This window comes from Natronosalvus sp. KLKA75, assembly GCF_059736265.1.
The window spans coordinates 136,536-160,587 of sequence record NZ_CM185522.1; the positions used below are offsets into that span (position 1 = coordinate 136,536).

Here is a 24,052-nt window from a genome sequence, read left to right on the forward strand (position 1 = left end):
GTCAGGGTTCGGATTCGAGGGTCGGTTCGCTATCTTTGGTATCTTCAGACTCTTCGATACTTTCGACATCGTCGGCGTCCTGGGACTCTTCGCCAGATTCGACGTCGGCACCCTCGGCCGCCGCCTCGAGCACCTCGCTAATCTGCGACCGAAACGCCTCGAGACTGTTGGTGTTCTCGACGACGACGTCCGCACGTGCCATCGCGTCGTCCATCCCGAAGCCGCGTTCGCGCTCGTCGCGGGCCTCGAGCCCCTCGCCGCCGTGGTCCTCGTCGGCGTCTCGCCCGCGGTCGACGACGCGTTCTCGCCGGAGGTCGAACGGGGCCTCGATGCTCACGACCGTGAAGTCCTCGCCGAAGCGTTCCTCGAAGACGTCGACCTCGGTGCCGGATCGAATGCCGTCGACGAGGACGCCCTCGTGGTTTTCGAGGCGGTCCTCGAGCATCGGGAGCGACCGTTCGGCGATGGCGGCAGGGCCGTTTTCCTCCCGCAGCGCCTGGGCGACTGTCCCGTGGTCCTTGCTGGGGTCGAGTCCCCTGTCGGCGGTTTCCTGTCGAACCACGTCGCCCATCGTGACGACCGGGATTCCTCGCTCGCGGGCGACCGTCGCGGCCTCGCCCTTGCCGCTTCCCGGGAGTCCGACGGTTCCGATAACGTACATTGGATGCGTGTACAGGCGACGTGTGCATAAGGGCTATGTCTCGCGAGTCGCGGCGGACTCCACGACGAGTCGTGTTGGCATTCCTATACTATCGGTGGGTATTTATCCCTGCATTTAGTAGCGGGCCGTATGAACGCAATCGAGGTCACGAACGTCACGAAGCGATTCGGTGACGTCACCGCCCTGAACGACCTCTCTCTGACCGTCGAAGACGGCGAAATCTTCGGCTTCCTGGGTCCGAACGGGGCCGGAAAGTCGACGACGATCAACCTCCTCCTCGACTTCATTCGCCCGACCGACGGTACCGTCTCCGTGCTCGGCATGGACGCCCAGTCGGAGAGCAAGGCGATCAGACAGCGCCTCGGCGTCCTCCCCGAGGGGTTCACGACCTACGACCGCCTCACCGGTCGCCAGCACCTCGAGTTCGCCATCGAGTCCAAGGACGCGACCGAGGAGCCGGACCTGCTGTTCGAGCACGTCGGTCTCTCGCCGGAGGAAGGCGACCGCAAGGCCGGCGGCTACTCGAAGGGGATGTCCCAGCGGCTCCTGTTCGCGATGGCTCTCGTCGGCGACCCGGACATGCTGATCCTCGACGAGCCCTCCACCGGTCTCGACCCCAACGGCGCCCGGGAGATGCGCCAGCTCATTCGCGAGGAGAACGACCGCGGGACGACCATCTTCTTCTCGAGTCACATCTTAGAGCAGGTCGAGGCGGTCTGTGACCGCGTCGGGATTATCCGGAACGGCGAGATGGTCGCCGTCGACAGCGTCGAGGGACTGCGAGATTCCGTCTCGACGGCCAGCCAGTTGCGCATCGAGACGGACCGGATGACCGAACCCGCGCTCGAGGCCGTCCGCGCGCTCGAGGGGGTCGAACGCGCCGAGGTTCTCGAATCCGGTTCGGCCGGGGCGGTCGTCGCCGTCGAGACGACGGGCTCGAAGACGGCGGTGCTCGGCGCGCTCGAGGACGCCGGTATCGTCGTCGAGGACTTTTCGACGGCGGAGGCGTCGCTCGAGGACGTCTTCCAGCGGTATACGGAGGTGACGGCATGAGCGTCACCGCCATCGTCCGGAAGGACTTCCGGGACGGGATCCGTTCGCGGTTACTCTGGGCGCTGATGGCGCTGTTCTTGCTCTCGATGGGCGGGTTCACCTACGTCGCCACTCGTGGGTTCGAGGGACAGTCGGGTGACTCGGGTATCGCGCTGTTTGGGTTGCTCGGTCTCTCCGTGATTCTCGCCATCGTCTTCCTCGTACCACTGACCGGGCTCGTTGTGAGTATCAAATCTATCGTCCGCGAACGAGAACTCGGGAGCATCCGCATCCTCCTCTCGCTGCCCCACACCCGCCAGGAAGTCGTCATCGGCAAGTTCATCGGCCGTGCTGGGCTGCTGACCGCCGCAATCCTCGCCGGGTTCGTTCCCGCGGCGATCATCATGTTCGCCCAGACCGGCGAGTTGCCGTTCTTCGAGTACGTCGCCCTCGTGTTCGTGACGATCTGCTTCGGCGTCGTCTTCGTCGCTATCGGCCTCAGCGTGTCGGCGTTTACCAGCACCGAGACCCGCGCCACCATCGGCGGCGTCGGCGCCTTCTTCCTGCTGTACTTCTGGCAGGGCCTGTTCGGGTACGTCAACGGCCGACTCGAGTTGTTCTCGGGCGATCTCCTGCTGTTCATCCAGCGCTTCGACCTGTTCGTCGTCTTCCTGGACTCGCTGATGGCGCTCCTCTCGATCCAGCACGATATTCCGAACACGTCGTTCGTCGGTTTGAATCAAGCCTTCCCTCAGAACCCGGAGGCAGTTGCATCCGTCTCCCAGCCGTTCTACCTCCAGCACTGGTTCGCGTTCGTGATCCTCGCACTCTGGATCGCGGTCCCGCTCGCGATTGGGTACGCCCGATTCGAGCGGATCGACCTGTAGCGCGTCACTCGGCATTCGTCTACCGTCTTTGCCTTTCTCCCCTCTCGAATCTTCGCCGCGAGCCTCCGACCGAATCAGACTTTGATACCCCGCTCCTCGAGCACTGCCCGAAACGCGTCCTCCTCGAGTACCTCTACGTCCTCCTCCTCGGCGTCTTCGAGCTTCGTCGCCCCCGGATTCTCGCCGATGACGAGGTAATCGGTGTTGCCGGAGACGCTCCCCGTCGCGTTCGCGCCGTGGGCTTCGACGAGTTTCTGGGCGTCCCCGCGGGTCATCCCCTCGAGACTCCCCGTGAAGACGAACGTCAGGCCTGCGAGTTCGTCACCACCGTCTTCGAGATCGCCTTCTTGCGGGGAGACGTGCTCGAGCACGGCATCGACGACGGCTGCGTTCGCCTCGCTCGCGAAGAACTCGTGGATCGTCTCGGCGACGGTTTCGCCCACGTCGTCGACGCCCTCGAGTTTCGCGGGGTCGTCCTCGGCCATCTCTCGGAAGGCCTCGAAGGAGCCGAACTCGCGGGCCAGCTCGCGGGCGGTCGTCGGCCCCACGTGGGGGATGCCGAGTGCCGAGAGGAACTCCGCCAGCGGAGGCTCACGGCTCGCCTCGATTTCGGCCACCAGGTTCTCGACGCTCGTCTCACCCCAGCCCTCGAGGTCGTGGAGTGCGTCTCGCTTTTGCGGTAGCTTGTAGAGGTCCGCAACGCTCTCGAGCAATCCCGCATCGACCAGCTGTCGGACCGTCTTCTCGCCGAGGCCCTCGAGGTCCAGGCCGTCGTCGCTCGCGTAGTACTCGATCGAGCGCCGACGCTGGGCGTCGCAGGCCAGGCCGCCCGTACAGAACGCCAGCGGGCCGTCGCGTTCGATCGCGCTCCCGCAGACGGGACACGTGTCGGGCAGTTCGTAGTGCCCGTCGCTCCCCTTCTCGACGACCTCCTCGACGTAGGGGATGACGTCGCCGGCGCGCTGGACCCGGACGGTGTCGCCGACGTTGACGTTCTTCGCGGCGATCTCCTCGGGGTTGTGCAGGCTCGCCCGCGAGACCGTGACGCCGCCGACGTCGACTGGCTCGAGCAGTGCAACCGGCGTGACCCGGCCCGTGCGCCCGACCTGGACGGCGACGTCGACGATGGGCGTCACCTCCGCGCGGGCGGGGAACTTGTAGGCGTAGGCCCACCGGTCGTGGCGGGCCGTCTGGCCGAGTTCCTCGCGGGCCTCGCGGTCGTCGACCTTGATCACGACGCCGTCGATCTCGTAGGGAAGGTCGTCGCGGGCCTCGAGCAGGCGGTCGCGGTAGTCGATGGCCGCTTCGATATCTGACACGATTTCGACGCGGTCGTTAGTCCGGAGGCCGTATCGGGGAAAATCCTCGAGTTCCTCGCGGTGGCTCTCCGCGAGGTCACTCGCTGCGAGCACGTCGAAGTAGAACACCTCGAGGGGGCGCTCGGCGACGACGGCGGGATCGAGCTGGCGAATCGTCCCCGCAGTCGCGTTCCGGGGATTGGCAAAGGGATTTTCGCCACGCTCGATGCGCTCGCGGTTGTGCGCCTGGAAGGCGTCTTTGGGCATGTACACTTCCCCGCGGACGGCGAAGGATTCCGGCGGATCGTCGTGGAGTCGCTGGGGGACGGAGCCGATTGTTCGGGCGTTTCGCGTCACGTCGTCTCCCTCGCGGCCGTCGCCGCGGGTGACCGCCCGCTCGAGCGAGCCGTCCTCGTAGACGAATTCCATGGAGACGCCGTCGAACTTGGGTTCACAGACGTAGGCGACCTCACCCTCGCCGTCTCCACTGTCACTGTCGCCGTCGTAGCCCGCGTCACGAAGCTCCCGGCGCACGCGCTCGTCGAACTCCCGGACGTCGTCGGCCTCGCCGCTGGCGTCGATCGAGAGCATCGGTGCGACGTGTTCGACCGTCTCGAACGCGTCGAGCGGTTCGTCCCCCACCGCTCGGGTTGGGCTGTCGGGATGAGCGAGGTCAAATTCGTCCTCGAGTTCCTGCAAACGAGCGAACAGCGCGTCGTAGGTCCGGTCGGCGATGATTGGGTCGTTCTCGGCGTAGTACCGACGGTCGTGTTCGCGGATGGCCTCGCGTAGGCGCTCGACCTGTTCTTCGGCCGCCTCGAACTCGAGGTCCCGGACCGGATCGAACTCGACCGGCGGATCCCGAAGGTAGGGATTCTCCGTCGTCGGTGTGGACATTACTCGAGCGTTCGTCCCGATCCGATTAAAACGTAGGTTTGTGGATCACGGACCCAGTCACTTCGCAAAGACGCTGTCGGCCGTCGCCGCTCCGACGACGCTGAAGATCGAGCCGACGCTGATCGCCTTCGCCGTAATTGCTGCAACCTGGGTCGTGGTTTCGGCGTCCTCGATAAACGTATCGGGAGCGTCGAAGAGCAACGCCAGGATGGTGACCGACCCGAACGAGACGAGCATGAGGGAGATGAATCGCAGCGGGATGCCGCCGACTTCCTTCTCCAGGTCGGGATCGCGACTCGAATCTGCAGCGTACAGCGCCGCGTACCCGATCGCGAAGACGAGACCGACCGTCGCGAGCGCTTGCCCGAGGTGCATATTCGACGCGAGGACCCACACCTCCTCGGTGACGACGAACGGCCCCGCCAGCAGGAACCCGCCGACGAGTTGCTGGGCGGAGTCGGCTACCCGAAACTGGGGCGGCCGACGAGGACGGCGAAGTTGCATACCCGAAATAACAGACGATTCGTCAAGTATCGTCCGGTCTCGAGACGGCTACGGTTGTCGAGGGTCGGCCGTTTCAGCGCGACCATCCACCGGTTAGCCGTTTCGACCGGCTCGGTGGGAGTGTACCGCTGTCAGCCGGGTGGAGAGTGATACCGAACTCGAGCGCTCGACGCCGAAGCCATCGTCGACACGCTGGCGGACACGGGCGACGGCGCGACGAACGTAGCGCTCGTAACCTATTCAGTAATTGTGTACGACTTGAATAGATATTGTGGACAAATTATTAGTAGCTGTTTCACAACGAGTCACGTATGACGGCAGGACCGCCGATCGCCGACCTTCACTTCGACGACGCACCGGACGTTGATTCCGTTCCCGGGCCGAAAACCCGGTCGCTGCTCGAGAAACAGCGAGAAATCGACAGCAGTGCGGTCGCGTACCCGAACGACATTCCGATCGCGTTCGAGGAGGGCAAGGGGGCGACGGTCCGCGACGCCGACGGCAACACGTACATCGATCTCTTCGCCGGGATCGGCGTGCTCAACGTCGGCCACGCCAATCCCTACGTACTTGAGGCCGTGCACGAGCAGGCCGACAAGTTCGTCCACACGGTCGACTTCCCGACCGAGGCCCGACTCGAGTTGATCGAAAAGCTCGACGAAATCGCCCCGGACGGGCTGCAGGGCCAGAACAAGGTCGTCTTCGGCGGTCCGACGGGGAGCGACGCCATCGAGGCGTCGATCAAACTCTCGAAGTACAACACCGGCGGCGACGGCCTCATCGCCTTCCGTGGGGCGTACCACGGCGCGACGACGGGGGCGATGAGCGTCACCTCGAACAAGAAGTTCAAGGGCCACTACACGCCCCTGCTCGCAGACGTCGTTCACGCGCCGTACCCCCACCCGTTTCGCCAGGACAAGACGCCCGACGAGGCGGTCGATCACGCGCTCGAGGAGGTCCAGGCGATTGTCGAGGATCCCTACGGGGGACTGGCCAATCCGGCCGGGATCATCGTCGAACCGATCCAGGGCGAGGGCGGCATCGTCACGCCGCCGGCTGGGTTCCTGCAGGGGGTACGCGATATTGCCGACGACAACGACGTCGTTCTCGTCTTCGACGAGATCCAGAGCGGGCTTGGCCGTACTGGTCAGTGGTGGGCCTGCGACTGGGAGGGCGTCACCCCGGACGCGATGACCTCCGCGAAGGCCCTCGGCGGGGCGGGATTTCCGCTGTCGGCGACTATCTACCACGAGGACCTCGACACCTGGGGATCGGGCGACCACGCCGGCACCTACCGCGGCCACGTCGTGGGAATGAGCGCCGGGACCCGCGCCATCGAGTACATCCAGGAACACGATCTCCTGGCCCACGCTCGAGACCTCGGCGAGTACATCCAGGGCCGACTCCTGGAGGCGGCCGAGGAAACGGAACGACTGGCCGACGTCCGCGGGAAGGGACTGTTCATCGGCGCCGAATTCGTCGACGTGGACGGGACCCCGGACGGCGACCTCGTCGACGCGATCCAGACCTACTGTTTCGAACGCGGGGTCCTCGTCTGGACGGCCGGTCGCCAGGGGAACGTCCTTCGGCTGCTCCCGCCGCTCGTCCTCACCCGCGACCTGGCCGAGACGGCCCTCGACGTCGTCGTGGAGGCGATCGAACACGTGACTGAGGGGGCGAAACGGACGGCCTGAGCCGTCGCTCGAACGAAACGATGTCCGACACCACCCCACTCGAGACCGACGACGCGCCGAGCAACGACAACCCCTACTCGCAGGGCGTCCTGGCCGGCGACACGTGCTACATCTCCGGCTACGGCCGGTCGATCCGGATACCGGCGAGGTCGTGGACGGCGACGTCGAAGCGCAGACCGAGCGCGTCCTCGAGAACGTCGCTGCCGTGGTCGAGGCAGCCGGCGGCGACGGTCTCGCCGACGTCGTCAAGGTGACGGTTTACCTGACCGACCTCGAGGACTACGACCGGGTCAACGAGGCCTACGGCGCACGGTTCGGCGAAGAACCGCCAGCACGCGTTTGCGTCGAGGTCTCGAGATTACCCGACGACGTTCGAATCGAGATGGACGCGATCGCGTTCCTGGGGTAGTTGGGCAGTCGGTCAGTCGGATCAGTTTGCGTCCTCACGGAGCTACGACAGTCGGGAGCGGTTCACGTCTTCGCGGAGGTGCGGCCCGGTTGGTCGGTTCACCGTCGCCTCGACGCAGAAACGAAGTGTCACACGCTACCCATAGTTAAATATCCGCCAGTCCTATCAGAATCAGGTATGCCCTACGACGCACACACGAGCGTGGCCGACCTCCGTCGGGCGTTTCACCGCCATCCCGAACCCGGCTGGCGCGAGTTCCGGACGACCGCCCGCGTCGTCGAGGAACTCGAGTCCTTCGACCTCGACGACATCGCGATCGGACGAGAGGCGCTCGCACCCGACAAACGGATGGCCGTCCCGTCGGCGGCCGACCTCGAGCCCTGGCTCGAGCGGGCCCGTGGGGCTGGCGTTCGACCGGACCTCCTCGACCGGATGGAGGGCGGGTACACGGGGGTCGTCGCGGTGCTCGAGCAGGGGCCAGGGCCGACGGTCGGGCTACGGGTCGACCTCGACGGCATCTCGATGGCGGAGTCGAGCGACGACGACCACCGGCCGACTGCCGAGGGGTTCCGGTCGGAACACGAGGGCTACATGCACGCCTGCGGCCACGACGCCCACATCGCGATCGCCCTGGAGACGATCGACGCGGTACGGAACAGCGACTTCTCGGGGACGCTGAAGGTGTTCTTCCAGCCGGCCGAGGAGATTTCGGGCGGCGGGAAGGCGATGGCTGAGGGCGGGTACGCCGACGACCTCGAGTACCTGTTCGCGCTCCACATCGGTCTCGATCACCCGACGGGGGAGATCGTCGCGGGCATCGAGAAACCCCTGGCCATGGCACACCTGACGGCCACGTTCGAGGGGGCGAGCGCCCACGCCGGGAAGGCGCCGAACGAGGGCGGCAACGCGATGCAGGCGGCGGCGACGGCGATTCAGAACGCCTACGGGATCCCCCGCCACAGCGACGGCATGACTCGCGTGAACGTCGGCCGCATCGAAGGTGGTACCGCGAGCAACGTCATCGCCGAGGAGATCACGATCGAGGCGGAGGTCCGCGGCGAGACCACGGGACTGATGGAGTACATGCGAACGGAACTCGAGCGCGTCTGCTATGCAGCTGCAGAGATGCACGACTGCGACGTAACCCCGCGAGTCATCAGCGAGTCGCCCCGGGCGGACAGCGACCCCGCACTGCGCGAACTCGTCGGCTCGGTCGCGCGGAACGTCCAGGGGGTCCACCAGGTGACCGAGACGACCGACTTCGGCGTTAGCGAAGACGTTACCTACCTGATGGAGCGCGTCCAGGCCGGCGGCGGTCTGGCGTCGTACGTCCTCGTCGGCACGGACCACCCGACGAACCACCACACGCCGACGTTCGACGTCGACGACGAGAGCCTCGAGATCGGCGTGGCGATCCTGTCGGACGCGATTCGAGCGTGTTCGCGTCAGCGGTAGTAGGGCGAGACACGGCCATATTCGGCCAGGTAGGGCCTGGTGCGGCCAGATACGGCCAGAACCGCGCTCATCTGGACGTCTTCTCGTCTCGTCATGTTCGTTCGATCAGAAGGATTAATCCCCGGGCTCCCTGTGTATTGGTTATGAGCCAGGACGACGTGCCGGCGTCCCTCCAGACGGCAGCGGACTCGGATCGGCCGCGGGGCATTCTCACCCCCTCCGATCGCGACTTCCTGCTCGGCCGGAAAACCGACTACACCGATCACTCGAAGAAGCAAAAGCGCAATCGGATCCGGCGCCGAGTGCGAAACGCGATTCTCGACTTCAGCATACTCTTTGCCTACATGGAAGAACGTGACCGCGAGACGGTGTTCGATCCCGACGCCGAGGACCGCGACGCCTACACCCAGGGAATCACCGACGTGCTCGCGTTTCTCCACCTCGGGACGATGGGCTATCACACGCCGTTCAAGGACATGCTCTCGGAGGGCGTCGGCAAGGCCGAACAGCGACTGGCCGGGTCGAACTACCGGATGGTCAACGTCGAGTTCAACGTCGAGCCGGTCGGGCAGATCGACGTCGACGCGGTGATCGAGAAACTCGAGAACGAGGAGTTCGCTCAGCTCACTGACGAGGAACTGCGCGCGTTCGTCCGACTGTTGACGATGTCCGAGGGATTCTCGCCCGAGACGGCCCGCGAGGAGATCAAGGATCGCGTCGACGAGTTCGCCGAGCGGGTGGCCGAGAGCGCCGAGGCTCGAGAGCGGACGCTCGAGGAACTGACGAACTGACGAACTGGCGAGTTGACAAATTGGCGAACTGACAAATTGGCGAACTGACGGTCGACAGCGGCCGCTGGCTAGTCCGGATCCCACTCTACCTACACCCGACCGACGAACAGTCGGGTATTCGGTTCATTGTTTCCCACAGCGCTGCTATCTGCGAATAGGCAATTCCTGATCTGAATAGCATTTCTGGGAGATCCGTGGCAAAAATATTCTCGAGTCGATGGCCGCTCGAGCGACCGTCAAATAAACGCAATCTGTAGATAGTTTACGAGAGTGAGAAACACTTATTGTTTACGACGTAAATGGTAGCGGTATGCCAACACGAAGCATGGCAAAATGTGGGTGGAGGCTCAGTCAATCAGTGAGCTGTCGCTCGGTTCGGGGGGTGAGTCGGGATGAGTGACGCCGAGAAGGGGGCAATCGCTCAGTTCCGGGAGGAGATCGACCCCATCGTCTTCGCGTTCGGGGCGTTGCTAACCGTCGGCGTAATCGCGGCGTTCTTCATCAGCCCCACAACCGTCGAGGAAGGGATCGGGTCGCTAAACGATTCGATGCTCGGCGCGTTCAACTGGGCACTGCTGGTGATCGTGTTCCTGATCGTGGTCTTCCTCCTGTTCCTGATCGTCGGACCGTGGGGGAGGATCAAACTCGGTGACGAGGACCCCGAGTACAGCTTCCTGTCGTTCTTCGCGATGTTGTACTCGGCCGGCTTCGCTGCGGGTGTCGTGTTCTGGGGGCCGACCGAGGGACTGTTCTACTACGATAGTCCCTCGCCGCTGTTCAACGTCGAGGGTGGGACGGCCGAAGCGATCCCCATTGCGATCCAGCAGACGCTGTTCCACTGGGCGTTGCCCCAGCTGGCCGTGTTTACGATCATGGGGATCGCGATCGGGTACTTCGCGTACAACTACGACGCGGTTCCGCTTCGCGTATCCTCGGCGCTGACACCGATTCTCGGGAAGGAGAATCTCGACGGACCGACGGCCAAGGTCATCGACATCCTCGCCGTCTTCGCGACGATCGGCGGCGTGGCGACCTCGCTGGGATTCATCGGTAGCCAGTTCGTCACTGGCCTCGACTACCAGTGGGGGATCAGTATGGGGAACATCGGGATCCTCGCCGTCGTGACGGTGATGACGCTGCTGTTTACGGTCTCGATGGTTCTCGGTGTCGACAAGGGGATCCGACGCCTCTCGAACTTCAACATGGTCCTGTTCGTCGTGCTCATGCTCGCGACGTTCATCGTCGGGCCGACGCTGTTCCTGGTATTGCTCGGCTCCCAGGCCCTCGGCGGCATGATTACCGACTTCGTCTCGATGAGTCTCTTCACCGGCGCTGGTCCGATGGGCAACGGTGATCCGGCAGCCACCGAGTGGATGAACACCTGGACCGTCTTCTACTGGGCGTGGGCGCTGTCGTGGTCCCCGTTCGCGGGACTGTTCATCGCCCGCATCTCCAAGGGACGGACCGTCCGCGAGGTCGCCTTCACCGGCATCGTCGCGACGTCAGCGGCGACTATCCCGTGGTTCACGTTCGTCGGCGGCACTGCGGTGTGGGCACAGCACAACGGCGTCGCCGACTTCAGCGAGGTGTTAGCCCCCGAGGCTCCAGGTCCGGAGGTTTCCGGCTTCATTCTCTTCGAAGCGTTGCAGTTCACGATCGACTTGAGCGCCGTCGGACTCGGCACGTACGCGGTCCCGGTGGGCGGGGTCCTGATCTACATGTTCTTGATACTCGTGACGACGTTCTTCGTCACGTCTGCAGACTCCTCGACGCTGGCCGTCTCCATGATGACGACCGGCGGGAAGGCCAAGCCGTCGACCATCAACCGGGTCTTCTGGGGCGTCGTCCTCGGAATGACCGCCGCAATCCTGATGATCCTTGGCGGCAGCGGCAGCGCGAACACGCTCCAGCAGGCGGCGATCATCACCGGTACTCCCTTCGCGTTCGTCTGCTTCCTCGCGATGCTCGCACTGATCAAGGACTTTGGCTCGAACTACGGTCGCGTGTTACTGCAGGACGAGACCGTCCTCATCGGCTCGAGTAAGCCATCGGAAACCGATTCACCGCCGACTGGTCCCGGCGGGCCCGTCGAATCCGACGACGACTGAGGCGCCACCCTCCTCCCACCCTGCTGATTGCCATCTCGTTTAGCTCCTGTGTCGATGTTCTCCCACACGGTAGATCGACGGCCACAATCGATCCGTTCCCTGCTATCCTATAACAAGTTTTAATGTACGAGGTACACATAATCTGTGTATGGATAGGGACACCGCGGAACCCGATGCGGACGTGCTTCCGGGTCCGAACGCCCAGCGGTGGGTCGACTTCCATCAGGCGCACTCCGCGCCCAGCGAGTACTCCCACGAGTTCGTCTGGGACATCACGCGCGAGGCCGACGGCCCGTTCGTCACGGACGTCGACGGGAACGTTCTGCTCGATTTCACCTGCCACATCGGCGCTGCGCCCCTCGGATACAACAACGAGAAGATCCTCGAGCCACTCGAGGCGTTCGACCTCGTCGAGCCGATGAAAATCGCCGGCCAGGACCTCTACTTCGGCGCCGGACCGACCCCCGAGGAGTCGGCAGTGCCGGGCTCGAGTCACCTCATGGAGAAGTTGGTCGACATCTCGAGCCAGTACGGGATGGACACGGTGTTCCTCTCGAACTCCGGCGCGGAGGCGATGGAGAACGCGATGAAGATCACGAACGATCACCGCGCCCCGGCGAAGTACGGCATCGCCTTCGCCGGCAGCTTTCACGGTCGCACCCTGGGGACCCTCTCGATCACGAAGTCCAAAGAGGTGTACACGCGTCACTACCCCCAGATCAGCGGGATCGAGACGGTGCCGTTCTGTGCCGACCGCGGCTGTGACGCCGACAGTTGCGACTGCGGCTTCTTCGCCGGCGGCGACTCGCAGCTCCGCAGTATGCTCGCGCCCGAAGGCGGCCACATCGACCCCTCCGAGATTGCCTTCCTCGCCCTCGAGCCCATCCAGGGCGTCGGCGGCTATCGCTTCCCCAGCGAGGCGTTCATGCAGGAGGTCGCGGACGTCACCGACGAGTACGACATCCCCCTGGTCGTCGACGAGATCCAGGCCGGTGTCGGTCGCACCGGCGAGATCTGGGCCTCGGATCACTACCCGATCGAACCCGACGTCATCGCGAGCGCGAAGGGACTTCGCGTGGGCGCGACGGTCTCGCGTTCGGAGGTCTTCCCCGACGAGAAGAACCGGCTCGGCTCGACCTTCGGCGGCGGCGACCTGCTCGGCTCGATGATGGGCGCGTTCACGCTCGAGGCCATCCAGGAGCACGACCTGCTCGCGAACGCCCGCGAGCGCGGCGAGCAGGCGAAAGAACTCCTGCGCGACGACGCTCCGGCGTACGTCGAGGACGTCCGCGGCAAGGGACTGATGCTGGCCGTCGAGTTCGATACCCCCGAGCGCCGGACCGCCGTGGTCGAGGCTGCCCTCGAGCGCGGCCTCCTGACCCTCGGCTGTGGCAAGAAGACGATCCGGCTGCTCCCGCCGCTCGACTCGAGCGAGCGCGAGATCGAACTGGGTATCGGTATTTTCCTCGAGGCGATCGAGGCGGTCGGACCGAACGCGAAAGTGGCGTAATCCGTTTCTGATTCTAGTTCTGACGCTGCGACTCGAGACCGGTATTCGGGCCGCTGCACGTACTGGTCGGACCGTTCACGTGCGATAGTGCGTCCCGAAACTGCGCGAGGGATGAGTGAGCGACTGTACGGAGCGAACGAATCGGCTGGGGAGGACGTGGAATCCTTAGCTGCCAGGAAGACGCACTGCTCCGTCACGACGGCCGTACCGTGCCGTCACCACTCCTCGATCGTGGCCACTAGGATTTCCACACCCTCCCCAGCCGATTCGCTCACTCGCGCCATTCGAACCGCGACGAAGTCGCGGTTCAGCGCGCCAAGAGTGGGCTCGAGAGAGCTATTCGAAGGAACAACTCGAGGGGGCTATTCGAAGGAACGCTCGAGGGGGCTATTCGAAGGAACGCTCGACGACGGACACTCCCTCGAGCGAATCTAGCTTCTCGAGCACCCCTTCGAGGTGCTCCCGCCCGCTTCCCTCGAGGCCAACGGTCACCGGAACCCGATTCGGCTCGTCGACGGGACCGCGTCGCGCGCGCTCGAGGACGTCCAGTTCGGCGCCCTCGGACTCGACGGTCTCCGCGACGTCTCCGACGACCAAGGGCCACCCGTCGATGGCCAGTCGTGCCTCAACGTAGCGCCCGAGTTCGTGGAGGCCGGTCCGCGTCAGTTCGGCGTGTTCGGTGAGGCCGACGTTGCCCCCGGAGACGATCACGCCGACGTGTGCTCCCTCGAGGTCCACCGCCGTTTCCTCGGAAATGGCGGCCGCCAGTGGTGTCGCACCTGCACCTTCGACCACCGTCCTCGCGCGTTCGGCCAGCAACGTCACCGCGGCGGCAATCTCCCGGTCGGTGACGCTGACCACGTCGTCGACGACCTCCCGGGCGATGGCGAAAGTGGTCTCCAGCATCCGGGTATCGGCGATTCCCTCCGCGACGGTGTCGACGGTCTCGAGTTCCCGAATCTCGCCCGTCTCGAGCGAGGGTTTCGCGTGAGCGGCCCCCTCTGGCTGGACCCCGATCACGCGGATCTCGGGATCGTGGGCCTTCAGCACCGTCCCGATGCCCGAAATCAGCCCGCCGCCGCCGATGGCGACGAGGACGGTGTCGAGGTCGGAATACTGCTCGAGCAACTCGAGGCCGATCGTTCCCTGCCCGGCGACGATCTCCTCGTCGTTGAAGGGGTGGACGAACGTCTCGCCGGTCTCGTCGACCCGTTCGAGGGCGTACTCGTACGATCGCTCGTAGATGTCGCCCTCGACGACCACCTCGGCGCCGTAGCCGCGGGTGGCCTCGATCTTCGCCGCAGGGGTCACCTCGGGGACGACGATGGTCGTCTCGATGCCGAGCAACTGGCCGGCCAGCGCCACGCCCTGGGCGTGATTTCCCGCGCTCGAGGAGACGACCCCCGCTTCTCGCTCCGCGTCGGAGAGCTGGGCCATCTCGTTGTACGCGCCGCGAATCTTGAACGAGCCCGTTCGCTGTGCGTTCTCGAGTTTGAGTCCGACCGACGCCGCGCCACTCATCTCGGCGAAGGTTCGCGACGTGTCGAGAGGCGTGCGGTGGACGACGTCGTCGATGCGCTCCCGGGCCGCTTCGACGTCCTCGAGGGTAACGCGGCTCTCGCTCATGCCTCGCTCTCGTCGTCGCGACGAGACACCGGGTGCCGTCGCTCGAGCTCACGAATCGTCTCGACGAGCACGTCCACGCCGTGGACGAGACTCCGCTCGTCCACGTCGAACGTGGGCGTGTGGTGACTTGTCGGATGATCGGTGCCGACGATGAGGTACGACGCGAGTCCCCCTTCCTCCTGGACGCGCTCCATCAGGAAGGTCGCGTCCTCGCTCGCGCCGAAGTCAGCCGAGGGGAGCACGTGCTCGACGCCCGCCACGTCGGCTGCGACCTCGCTCACGAGCGCCTGTAGTTCGGGGTCGCTGTCGGCCCGCGGCGACTCGCTGACGATGTCGACGTCCGCTCGACAGCCGTGAAGCGTCGCCGCCGACTTTATCGTTCGCTCGAGTCGCTCCTTCACGTACTCCATCAGCGCCGTGGTCTCGCCGCGGGCTTCAGCGACTATGTGGGCCCGTTCGGCGATGACGTTGCTCGCGGTTCCCGCCTCCGCACGACCGACGTTCACGCGGGTCATCCCGTCGCTGTGGCGGGGGATCCCGTAGGCGTTCTCGATCGCCGTGGCCATGGCGTGTAAGGCGTTGTCCCCCTCGTTGGGTGCCTTTCCCGCGTGTGCGGAGGTCCCCTCGATCGTCGCGTCGACGTGGCACATCGCCAGGGGTTTCTCGATGCCCGCGACGACCTCTCCCGTCGGGTGGTCGAGGCCGACGTGAATCGCGAGCAGGTAGTCGAGATCCGCCGCGAACTTGCTCTTCGCCATCGGACACCCGCCGCCGCCGGTCTCCTCGGCTGGCTGGAAGAAGACGACCAGTCGCCCGGCGAAGTCGCTTTCTACGATCGCCTCGAGCGTGGCCAGCCCCCAGGTCATGTGGGCGTCGTGGCCGCAGGCGTGCATCGTGCCGTCGACTGCCGACCGAAAGCCCTCGGCGGCCGGTTCGTGATCCGCGTCGGTCGATTCCTCGATGAACAGGCCGTCGATGTCGACTCGAAGCCCGATGGCCGGCCCGTCGCCTCGATTGAGGACCGCGACGGCACCGGTAGTGCCCCCCGTCATTCGCTCGAGGAGGTCCTCGCGAACACCGGCTTCACGCGCCCCTTCGAGCCAGGGCTCCAGTTCCTCGTCGTCGGGAACGGCCATTCGGTCGGCGGGGTCGTACGCGTCCGCTCCGACGGCGAGTTCGTCGACGTCGAGGGATTCGAGTTCGTCGACGAGCCGAGCGGTCGTCTGAAACTCACACCAGGCCGGTTCTGGGTGGCGGTGAAAACGGCAACGGAGGGGGACGAGTCGGTCCCGTATTGACTCGGTCATGCGAGACGCTGACGCGGCCCACGCACTTAATTATACACAATCAGTGTTAACGTCGGGTACACAAAAAGGATAAGGAAACGTGTGACAATCGTAGCGTACGAACGTTTCAGGGACGGTGGGCCGTCGCTGTGACGGAGATGATCCACATGAGCACGAATCCAGACGTCGTCGTTCTCCGGGAGGGAACGGAAGGCCTGTCGATGGAATCGTACGCCGAAACGCTTCGCGAGCGCCTCCCCGAACGCACCGTCGAACTCGCTCGTACGCCGGCGGCCGAGCGCGAACTCGTTTCGCAGGCGCGAGTGGTGACCGGAATCACGATCGAGGAGGCCATGCTCGAGCACGCCGAGCGCCTCGAGTTGTTCGCGTGTACGTTCGCCGGGACCGACCACGTCCCGATGGACGCGCTGGCCGACCGCGGCGTCGCCGTGACCAACGCTGGCGGCATCCACGCACCCGGAATCGCCGAGCAGTCCATCGCCAACATGCTCGTCTTCGCTCGAAACCTCCACGAAGGGTGGCGCCGCAAGCAAAATGGCGAGTGGCGCCACTTCCAGTCCCACGAGTTCACCGACAGCACCGTGACGGTCGTCGGCCTCGGGTCGATCGGCCAGCAGATCGTCACAAGGCTCGAGGGCTTCGACGTCGAGACGATCGGCATCCGGTACACGCCGTCGAAAGGTGGCCCGACCGACGAGGTCCTCGGATTCGAGGCGGACGACGTGCACGAGGCGTTCTCGCGCAGCGACTACGTCGTCCTGGCGTGCCCGCTCAACGACACGACCCGCGGCCTCGTCGGCGAGGCGGAACTGGCGACGCTCCCCCCGAACGCCGTCGTCGTCAACGCCGCTCGAGGGGGGCTCATCGACACCGAGGCGCTCGTTTCGGCACTGCAGTTCAACGGCATCCGGGGGGCCGCTCTCGACGTCACCGACCCCGAGCCACTGCCCGGCGATCACCCGCTGTGGGACCTCGAGAACTGCCTCATCACGCCCCATACGGGCGGCCACACGCCGAAACATTGGGACCGGCTGGCCGACATCGTCGCACACAACGTCCGCGCGCTGGAGTCGGGCGATGCCCTCGAGAACGCCGTCCTCGAGCCGACGTCGAGGTGACCGACGATGGCTACCGACGACTCGGCGTCCACGACCGATCGGGCCGACCGGACGGGGGCACCGGACTCTATGGGTGCGCCAGATTCGGACCGATCCGATTCGTCCGCGGACCGGGGAGCCGACCCCGCGGTGGATTCCCGGGCGAATTACGACTACGTCGGCGGGACCATCGATCGACCGGCTCTGGTCTCAGATCTGGACGCCCGAATCGACGGCGAGGTGCGATTCGACGAGTACACCCGCCAACTGTACGCGACCGACGCGAGCGCGTACGAACGGACGCCCGTTGGCGTGGTTCTGCCGCGGTCGACGGCGGACGTTTCGAGCGTCGTCGGCTACTGCGCCGACAACGGCATCCCCGTCTTGCCGCGCGGCGCCGGCACGAGCCTCGCCGGCCAGGCGGTCAACGAGGCCGTCGTCCTCGACTTCACGGCGCACATGGACGCAGTCGGCACGATCGACCCCGACGAACGACGGGCGACCGTCCAGGCGGGGGCCGTTCTCGCCGACCTGAACGCGGCCCTCGAGCCCTACGACCTGAAGTTCGCGCCCGACCCCGCCGCCGGCAACCGCAGCACGGTCGGCGGCGCCATCGGGAACAACTCGACGGGCGCCCACTCGCTGCAGTACGGCAAGACCGACGCCTACGTCGAGTCGTGCGAGGTCGTCCTCGCCGACGGCTCCGTCGAGCGCTTCGGTGAGGTGACGGTCGCCGAAATCCGAAACGCGGCCGATCCGGACGGCGACCTGCTCGAGCGCATCTACGAGGCGTTGCGCCGCGTGATCGACGAGGAAGCAGGCGCGATCGGCGAGGCCTTCCCGCAACTGAAGCGCAACGTCTCGGGGTACAACCTGGACCGCCTGGTCGCGGAGGCCTACGGGAAACCGGGCGCGTTCGACGAGCGTGGCGACGGCCCGCTCGTGATCGACGGCGAACCCGACCCCGACGCGACGGTCAACCTCGCCCGGGTGCTCGCCGGCAGCGAAGGGACCCTCGGCGTCGTGACGGAAGCGACGGTCTCGCTCGAGCCCGTGCCCGAGACCACGTCCGTGGCGCTGTTGACCTACCACGACCTGCTCGAGGCGATGGCCGACGTCGATACGATCGTCCGCAACCACGATCCGGCGGCGATCGAGGCGATCGACGACGTGCTGATCGACCTCGCCGAGCGAACCGAGGAGTTCGCGGCCGTCGCCGAACGACTCCCCGCGGGCACCGAGACCGCCTTGCTCGTCGAGTTCTACGCCGAGACCGACGACGACGGCCGCGAACAAGTCGCGGAGTTGCTGGCCGACCGGCTGCCGGACGCGGACGTTCCGGATCTGGGGGCCGACGAAGCGGATTCGGAAGACGGGGACACCACGGCCAACCCGGAGCACGACCCCGTCCGGGCCTTCGACGCCATCGAAGCTCACGACCCGGAAGGGATCGCCGAACTCTGGAAGCTCCGCAAGAGCGCGGCCCCGATCCTCCTCTCGCGAACGTCCGACGCGAAGCACATCTCGTTCATCGAGGACACGGCCGTCCCGACCGAGAACCTGGCGGCCTACGTCGCGGACTTCCAGGACGTTCTGGAGGAGTACGACACGTTCGCCAGCTTCTACGCTCATGCGGGGCCGGGCTGTATGCACATGCGTCCGCTCGTCGACACCAAGAGCTCGTCCGGGCTCGAGGCGTTCGAGTCGCTCGCCGACGACGTCACCGACCTCGTCGTCGAGTACGGCGGCTCGGTGTCGGGCGAACACGGCGACGGCCGCGCCCGCACGCAGTGGAACCACAAGCTCTACGGCGACGACGTGTGGGACCTCTTTCGCGACCTGAAGACGGCGTTCGACCCCGACTGGCTGCTCAACCCCGGGACCGTCTGTGGCGACCACGACATGACCGAACACCTCCGGTTCGACCCCGACTACGCGTTCGACCCGGGGCTCGAGCCGAGCCTGAACTGGGACAACGAGAACGGCTTCCAGGGGATGGTCGACCTCTGTCACGGCTGTGCCGGCTGTCGGAGCGGCCAGGAGACGACCGGCGGCGTGATGTGTCCGACGTTCCGCGCGGCCGAAGAAGAGAGCCTCAGCACCCGTGGCCGGGCGAACGCGCTCCGGGGGGCGATGAGCGGCGAACTCGACGCCGACACGACCGACGAGGAGTTCCTGGCCGAAATCGTGGACCTCTGTATCGGCTGTAAGGGCTGTAAACGCGACTGTCCGAGCGAGGTGGATGTGGCGAAGCTCAAAGCCGAGGTTGAACACGCCGCCCACCAGCGAAACGGCTCGTCCCTCCGGGACCGCCTCTTCGCGAACGTCGACCGGCTCAATGCCGTCGGCTCCGCGCTCGCCCCCCTGTCGAACGCGATGACCTCGCTTCCCGGATCCGGCGTTCTCGCCGAGAAAACGGTCGGAATCGCCCGCGAGCGCGACCTCCCGACGTTCTCGAGCCGGAGCTTCGAGGACTGGTTCGCCGCGCGCGGCCCCCGAGTTTCACTCGAGGCGGCGGACCGGAAAGTGCTCCTCTTCCCGGATACCTACACGAACTACAATCACCCGCGGGCCGGCAAGGCGGCGGTACAGGTCCTCGAGACGGCCGGCGTTCACGTCCGACTTCCTGACGGAACGACCTCGACCGGACGTCCGGCCCACTCGAAGGGCTTTCTGGACCTGTCTCGCGAACGAGCCCGGACCAACGTCGATGCACTGACGCCGTTCCTCGAGGACGGGTGGGAGGTCGTCCTGGTCGAACCCTCCGACGTGGTCATGCTCCAGTCGGATTATCTGGACCTGTTGTCGGGTCCGGACGTGGAACGACTCGCGAGGAACACCTACGGCGTCTGCGAATACCTCGATCGGTTCGACCTGGCCGGCGAACTGCCGGCCGACGGGGCCGGTGAGCGCCTGACCTACCACGGCCACTGCCACCAGAAGGCGACGAAGAAGGACGGTCACGCCGCGACCGTCCTCGAGACCGTCGGCTACGCAGTCGACGCGCTGGACTCGGGCTGTTGCGGGATGGCCGGTTCGTTCGGCTACGAGGCCGAACACTACTCGCTCAGCCGGGCCATCGGCGAGATCCTGTTCGACCAGGTCGACGCGAGTGACGGAGATCGGGTCGTTGCCCCTGGCGCGTCCTGTCGGACGCAGCTATCGGATTACGACGGGTGTACGGATCCGCCCCACCCGATCGAGGCGGTTGCGGCGGCGCTCGCGGAGCGATCGTGAGGTCAGTCGTCGGTCTTCGATTTTCTGGCCGCGAGCGGATCAGACCCTCGCTCGAGCGGCCACTGGTGGCCGACCGCCATCGAACTCCACAATCGGGACGGTCGCACCACCTTTCTCGAGAACGTCGGTCGAGTCCGATGACGGCTACGCCCCGAGTTCCGCACGTCGTTCTAGGGAAAGCCATTCGCCATTGAGCGGAAAAATACGTGGGGTAGGAAGCATACAAGCATACATCCCGTATTGATAATACGTCAGATACGCTTTTACCGATATGGCTCGTTTGTTCGCATATGTCGATCGATATCGACGAGTTCGAGGACCGCTCGCCCGCGGAACTCGAGGAGCCGAGTAACGCCGAACGAGTGCTCCGGTTCCTCTTCGAAAACAGCGACAAGGCGTGGAAGGCATCGACTATCGCTGAACGAGCGGACGTCAACGAAAACTCGATCTCGGCGGCCCTCAACCGACTGAAGGAACGGGACCTCGTCCGGCACAAGGGGTCGTACTGGGCCATTACGGACGACACGGAACGGCTTCGTCGTGCCCATCAGTTCCATCGGACAGTTCAGCGGTTCGACGAACTCTACGGCGAAGAGGATCGCGACGAGTGGATCGAAGCGAGTGACCGAGCGAGCGACTGACGTACGATCGAGGAACGATCGTCATCGCAGAGGATCCGTTCAAGGGCGAGGACGCCAGCCGACCGTGGCTGCTCATCGGCACGGACGAGACGCCGTTTTTCGGCGACCAGTTTATCGCCGTCACGCTCTCGACGAAAACGTGGTACGACGAGCGCGTCCAGATTGACGGCGACGATATCATCGATGGTGGTCTCCCGAAAGATAGTTCGATCCTCCCGTGGCGGTCGCATCGATCGACGTGACTCGAATCGACCGTGAGCTCGGGACGCTCGACGAGAAACTCGTCGACGAGGTCGTCAGACAGCTCGGTTCGTACATCGGTCTGGAGCAGCGCTGACCACTGACCCCGATCGAATTTCCCTTCGTCGTGGGGGTGATAGCGTCTGCCGAGCAACGTGACGTCCGAATACGGAGACGAAGCGAGCGTCAGTGACGTCGATCCGTTCCGGAACGTCGAGAGACTGATCAGCCGATAGCCACGGGAGACTCACGGCCAGAGTCCGTGAGGCGCTTCTCCGTCGCGATCCCTATCGGTCGTTCCTCGTCCGGGGACGAGTCCTCACCGTCGTCTCGAGAGCGACGTTCGCGGCTCGAATGTGCAACGGGTCGGAGTGCAATCAGGTGGTAAACAGTCGCCGTGGGAAGTCGGCCAGCGTCTCCGCGCCGGTCCCCGTCACGCGGAACGTCTCGCTGATCTCCATCCCAATTTCCTCCGTCCAGATGCCGGGGATCATGTGGAAGGTCATGTTCTCCTCGAGGATGGTCTCGTCGCCCGGGCGAATGCTCGCGGTGTGTTCGCCCCAATCCGGCGGGTAGCCGACCCCCATCGAGTAGCCGATTCGGTCCTCCTTTTCGAGGCCGTACTGGGCGATCGTATCGCGCCAGGCCTTCTCGACGGCCTCGCAGGTGACCCCCGGCTCGACGGCGTCGAGGGCCGCCTCAATCCCCTCGACCACAATGTCTGCGGTTCGCTCGAGTTCCGCGGGCGGATCGCCGACGAACGTCGTCCGGGCCAGCGGCGAGTGATAGCGGTGACGACATCCCGATAGCTCGATGATGACGGGGTCGCCGTCCTCGAACGGGCGGTCGGTCCACGTGAGGTGTGGGGTACCAGTGTGGTCGCCCGAAGGCATCAGCGGGACGATTGCCGGATAGTCGCCGCCGTACGCGTCGGTGCCGGTGATCAGTGCGTCGTAAATTGCGGCCGCGGCTTCGTACTCGGGGACGCCTTCCGAGATCGCGTCGAGGCCCGCCTGCATCGCGTTCTCCGAGATGCGAGCGGCCTCGCGCATGTACTCGAGTTCCTGCTCGGACTTCTTGACCCGTACCCAGCCGACTAGGAGCGTCGCGTCGTCGAATTCGGCTGCCGGGAGGTTTTCCTGGAGTCGCGTGTACGATTTCGCGGTGAAGTAGGATGCGTCCATCTCGAGGCCGATTCGGCCGTCTGCGACCTCGAGGTCCTCGAGGACGCCCGCGACGTAGTCCATCGGGTGGAGGTCGTACGGCGAGTGGACGTGGTCGTCGCTGTACGCCCGGATACTCTCCTCGGAGAGGGTAGTGGTCGTCCGGGCGCCGTTGGCGTCCATCTCGCGCCCGACCCAGACCGGCTCGTCGCGGTCGGCCGTGACGACGACGGCCTGGTGGACGTAGAACGACCAGCCGTCGTAGCCGGTGAGGTAGTTCATGTTGGCCGGGTCGGTGACGACGATGGCGTCGAGTTCCTCCTCGCGCAACCGTGCTTTCGCTCGCTCGACCCGACGCTCGTACTCGCGTTCGTCGAAGACATCTTGAGACATGGTAGCAGGCCCTACGGTGGTGGTCCACCAGGAATACTAAAAGTTTTTCGTGTACAATGACTACAGATACTGTTTACTTTCGTCCCCGATCGCCCTGCCGTCGAATCCGACCAGTTGCTCATGCCTACCCTTTACCCGTTTCGCGCCCTACGTCACCCTAGATGACAGCCGCGTTCGAACTGGTCGACCTCGAGGAAGCGGACACCCCCGGTGACGAGTGGGAGGAGATCGACGTCACCGACACGGAAGCCGACCGCATCGCCCGCAAGCGTGACCGCGAGTTCGAGCAGTTCGAGGAACGCATCAAGGACGCTGACCAGTTCAAAGTCGAACAGTCGGTGTTCGACGACGCCACCTTCGCCGCGCTGTACAAACTCGTCCAGGATGGCCACGTCGAGGCCTTCGGTGGCCCCATCTCGACCGGCAAGGAAGCCAACGTCTACCATGCCCTCGGTGACGACCGAGAGGTCGCCGTGAAAATCTACCGGATCAACGCCTCGAACTTCCGCCAGATGCGCGACTACCTCGAGGGCGACCCCCGATTCGAGGGACTGGGCGGCAAGAAGAAGGACGTCGTCCTCGCCTGGGTCCGCAAAGAACTGGCCAATCTCGAGCGCGCTCGCGCCGCCGGTGTTCGCGTCCCGGAACCAATCGCAGCCGAACGAAACGTCCTCGTGATGGAGTACCTCGGAAACGACGCGGACGGTCGAGCGAAGCGCCTCGGCGAGGTCCACGTCGAGAACCCGCAGACGGCCTACGAGGTGATTCGGGAGTACATGCGTCGACTCTACTCGGCCGGCCTGATTCACGGCGACCTGAGCGAGTACAACGTCATCGTCCACGAGAATCAACTCATCGTCATCGACCTCGGACAAGCCGTCACCGTCCACCACCCCAACAGTCGGGGCTTCCTCGAACGCGACTGCCACAACGTCGCCTCGTTCTTCCGGCGACAGGGCCTCGAGGTAACCGACGACGAGGTTCTCGAGTTCGTCACCCAGCCTGAACCGGACCCGACTCGATCCTGATACGGTGGAAATTAGGTGTTATATCCAACCGTATTTTTAACGTCTTCAGATAAAAATGAAATTCTAATTTCGAT

At 65.0% G+C, this 24,052-nt stretch carries 17 protein-coding genes and 1 pseudogene; 12 read left to right on the top strand and 6 right to left on the bottom strand.

Annotation, left to right across the window (positions count from 1 at the left end; translation table 11 throughout):
- Nucleotide 1: 1 nt before the first annotated feature.
- Nucleotides 2-661, bottom strand: coding sequence for an AAA family ATPase (locus AC6I65_RS00680; protein WP_497902197.1), 660 nt, complete (start codon nucleotides 659-661; stop codon nucleotides 2-4).
- 129 nt (nucleotides 662-790) lie between these two features.
- Here AC6I65_RS00680 and AC6I65_RS00685 point away from each other — a divergent pair, with 129 nt between their 5' ends.
- Nucleotides 791-1,714 carry an ABC transporter ATP-binding protein gene (locus AC6I65_RS00685; protein WP_497902198.1) on the top strand — a complete coding sequence of 308 codons (924 nt, stop codon included), beginning with the start codon at nucleotides 791-793 and terminating at the stop codon, nucleotides 1,712-1,714.
- Nucleotides 1,711-2,580 (top strand): ABC transporter permease subunit, encoded by an 870-nt coding sequence (locus AC6I65_RS00690; protein ID WP_497902199.1) that lies wholly within the window; start codon nucleotides 1,711-1,713, stop codon nucleotides 2,578-2,580. Before AC6I65_RS00685 ends, AC6I65_RS00690 begins: the two co-directional genes overlap by 4 nt.
- A 74-nt stretch (nucleotides 2,581-2,654) precedes the next feature.
- Here AC6I65_RS00690 and ligA read toward each other — a convergent pair whose 3' ends face one another.
- Both ligA and AC6I65_RS00700 read right to left on the bottom strand, forming a co-directional pair.
- On the bottom strand, nucleotides 2,655-4,775 hold the full coding sequence (gene ligA / locus AC6I65_RS00695; protein ID WP_497902200.1) for an NAD-dependent DNA ligase LigA: 2,121 nt from the start codon (nucleotides 4,773-4,775) through the stop codon (nucleotides 2,655-2,657).
- Between the two features lie 57 nt (nucleotides 4,776-4,832).
- The gene (locus AC6I65_RS00700) at nucleotides 4,833-5,279 is read right to left on the bottom strand and encodes a DUF2391 domain-containing protein (RefSeq protein ID WP_497902201.1); all 447 of its coding nucleotides are present in this window, start codon (nucleotides 5,277-5,279) and stop codon (nucleotides 4,833-4,835) included.
- Nucleotides 5,280-5,590: 311 nt separating this feature from the next.
- Between AC6I65_RS00700 and AC6I65_RS00705 the strand changes: the two genes are divergently transcribed.
- The 6 genes and pseudogenes from AC6I65_RS00705 (at nucleotide 5,591) to AC6I65_RS00730 (ending at nucleotide 13,246) form a co-directional block, all read left to right on the top strand.
- Nucleotides 5,591-6,973, top strand: a complete 1,383-nt coding sequence (locus tag AC6I65_RS00705; protein WP_497902202.1) for an aspartate aminotransferase family protein — start codon at nucleotides 5,591-5,593, stop codon at nucleotides 6,971-6,973.
- A 20-nt stretch (nucleotides 6,974-6,993) separates the two neighbouring features.
- Nucleotides 6,994-7,382: pseudogene (locus AC6I65_RS00710) on the top strand (Rid family detoxifying hydrolase).
- 177 nt (nucleotides 7,383-7,559) lie between these two features.
- On the top strand, nucleotides 7,560-8,837 hold the full coding sequence (locus AC6I65_RS00715; protein ID WP_497902203.1) for an amidohydrolase: 1,278 nt from the start codon (nucleotides 7,560-7,562) through the stop codon (nucleotides 8,835-8,837).
- Nucleotides 8,838-8,980: 143 nt separating this feature from the next.
- Nucleotides 8,981-9,628 (top strand): DUF8102 family protein, encoded by a 648-nt coding sequence (locus tag AC6I65_RS00720; protein WP_254158985.1) that lies wholly within the window; start codon nucleotides 8,981-8,983, stop codon nucleotides 9,626-9,628.
- 392 nt (nucleotides 9,629-10,020) lie between these two features.
- Nucleotides 10,021-11,736: a BCCT family transporter gene (locus AC6I65_RS00725; protein ID WP_497902204.1), complete on the top strand. Its 1,716-nt coding sequence runs from the start codon at nucleotides 10,021-10,023 to the stop codon at nucleotides 11,734-11,736.
- A gap of 148 nt (nucleotides 11,737-11,884) precedes the next feature.
- Nucleotides 11,885-13,246, top strand: a complete 1,362-nt coding sequence (locus tag AC6I65_RS00730) for an aminotransferase class III-fold pyridoxal phosphate-dependent enzyme (protein WP_497902205.1) — start codon at nucleotides 11,885-11,887, stop codon at nucleotides 13,244-13,246.
- 387 nt (nucleotides 13,247-13,633) lie between these two features.
- Here the strand turns inward: AC6I65_RS00730 and ilvA are convergent, their stop codons facing one another.
- Together ilvA and AC6I65_RS00740 are read right to left on the bottom strand one after the other, a co-directional pair.
- Nucleotides 13,634-14,872, bottom strand: a complete 1,239-nt coding sequence (gene ilvA / locus AC6I65_RS00735; RefSeq protein ID WP_497902206.1) for a threonine ammonia-lyase — start codon at nucleotides 14,870-14,872, stop codon at nucleotides 13,634-13,636.
- The gene (locus AC6I65_RS00740; RefSeq protein ID WP_497902207.1) at nucleotides 14,869-16,179 is read right to left on the bottom strand and encodes an amidohydrolase; all 1,311 of its coding nucleotides are present in this window, start codon (nucleotides 16,177-16,179) and stop codon (nucleotides 14,869-14,871) included. Before AC6I65_RS00740 ends, ilvA begins: the two co-directional genes overlap by 4 nt.
- 146 nt (nucleotides 16,180-16,325) lie before the next feature.
- Here AC6I65_RS00740 and AC6I65_RS00745 point away from each other — a divergent pair, with 146 nt between their 5' ends.
- The 3 genes from AC6I65_RS00745 to AC6I65_RS00755 all read left to right on the top strand — a co-directional run bounded on the left by AC6I65_RS00745 (nucleotide 16,326) and on the right by AC6I65_RS00755 (nucleotide 21,154).
- On the top strand, nucleotides 16,326-17,297 hold the full coding sequence (locus AC6I65_RS00745; RefSeq protein WP_497902208.1) for an NAD(P)-dependent oxidoreductase: 972 nt from the start codon (nucleotides 16,326-16,328) through the stop codon (nucleotides 17,295-17,297).
- A gap of 6 nt (nucleotides 17,298-17,303) precedes the next feature.
- Nucleotides 17,304-20,513: an FAD-binding and (Fe-S)-binding domain-containing protein gene (locus tag AC6I65_RS00750; protein WP_497902209.1), complete on the top strand. Its 3,210-nt coding sequence runs from the start codon at nucleotides 17,304-17,306 to the stop codon at nucleotides 20,511-20,513.
- A 290-nt stretch (nucleotides 20,514-20,803) separates the two neighbouring features.
- On the top strand, nucleotides 20,804-21,154 hold the full coding sequence (locus AC6I65_RS00755) for a helix-turn-helix domain-containing protein (protein WP_497902210.1): 351 nt from the start codon (nucleotides 20,804-20,806) through the stop codon (nucleotides 21,152-21,154).
- A gap of 617 nt (nucleotides 21,155-21,771) precedes the next feature.
- Here AC6I65_RS00755 and AC6I65_RS00760 read toward each other — a convergent pair.
- Nucleotides 21,772-22,950 carry a M24 family metallopeptidase gene (locus tag AC6I65_RS00760; RefSeq protein ID WP_497902211.1) on the bottom strand — a complete coding sequence of 393 codons (1,179 nt, stop codon included), beginning with the start codon at nucleotides 22,948-22,950 and terminating at the stop codon, nucleotides 21,772-21,774.
- 161 nt (nucleotides 22,951-23,111) lie between these two features.
- On the opposite strand from AC6I65_RS00760, the gene rio1 reads away from it, so the two are divergent.
- A complete protein-coding gene (gene rio1 / locus AC6I65_RS00765; protein ID WP_497902212.1) occupies nucleotides 23,112-23,978 on the top strand; it encodes a serine/threonine-protein kinase Rio1 in 867 nt (288 codons plus the stop codon).
- Nucleotides 23,979-24,052 lie beyond the last annotated feature (74 nt).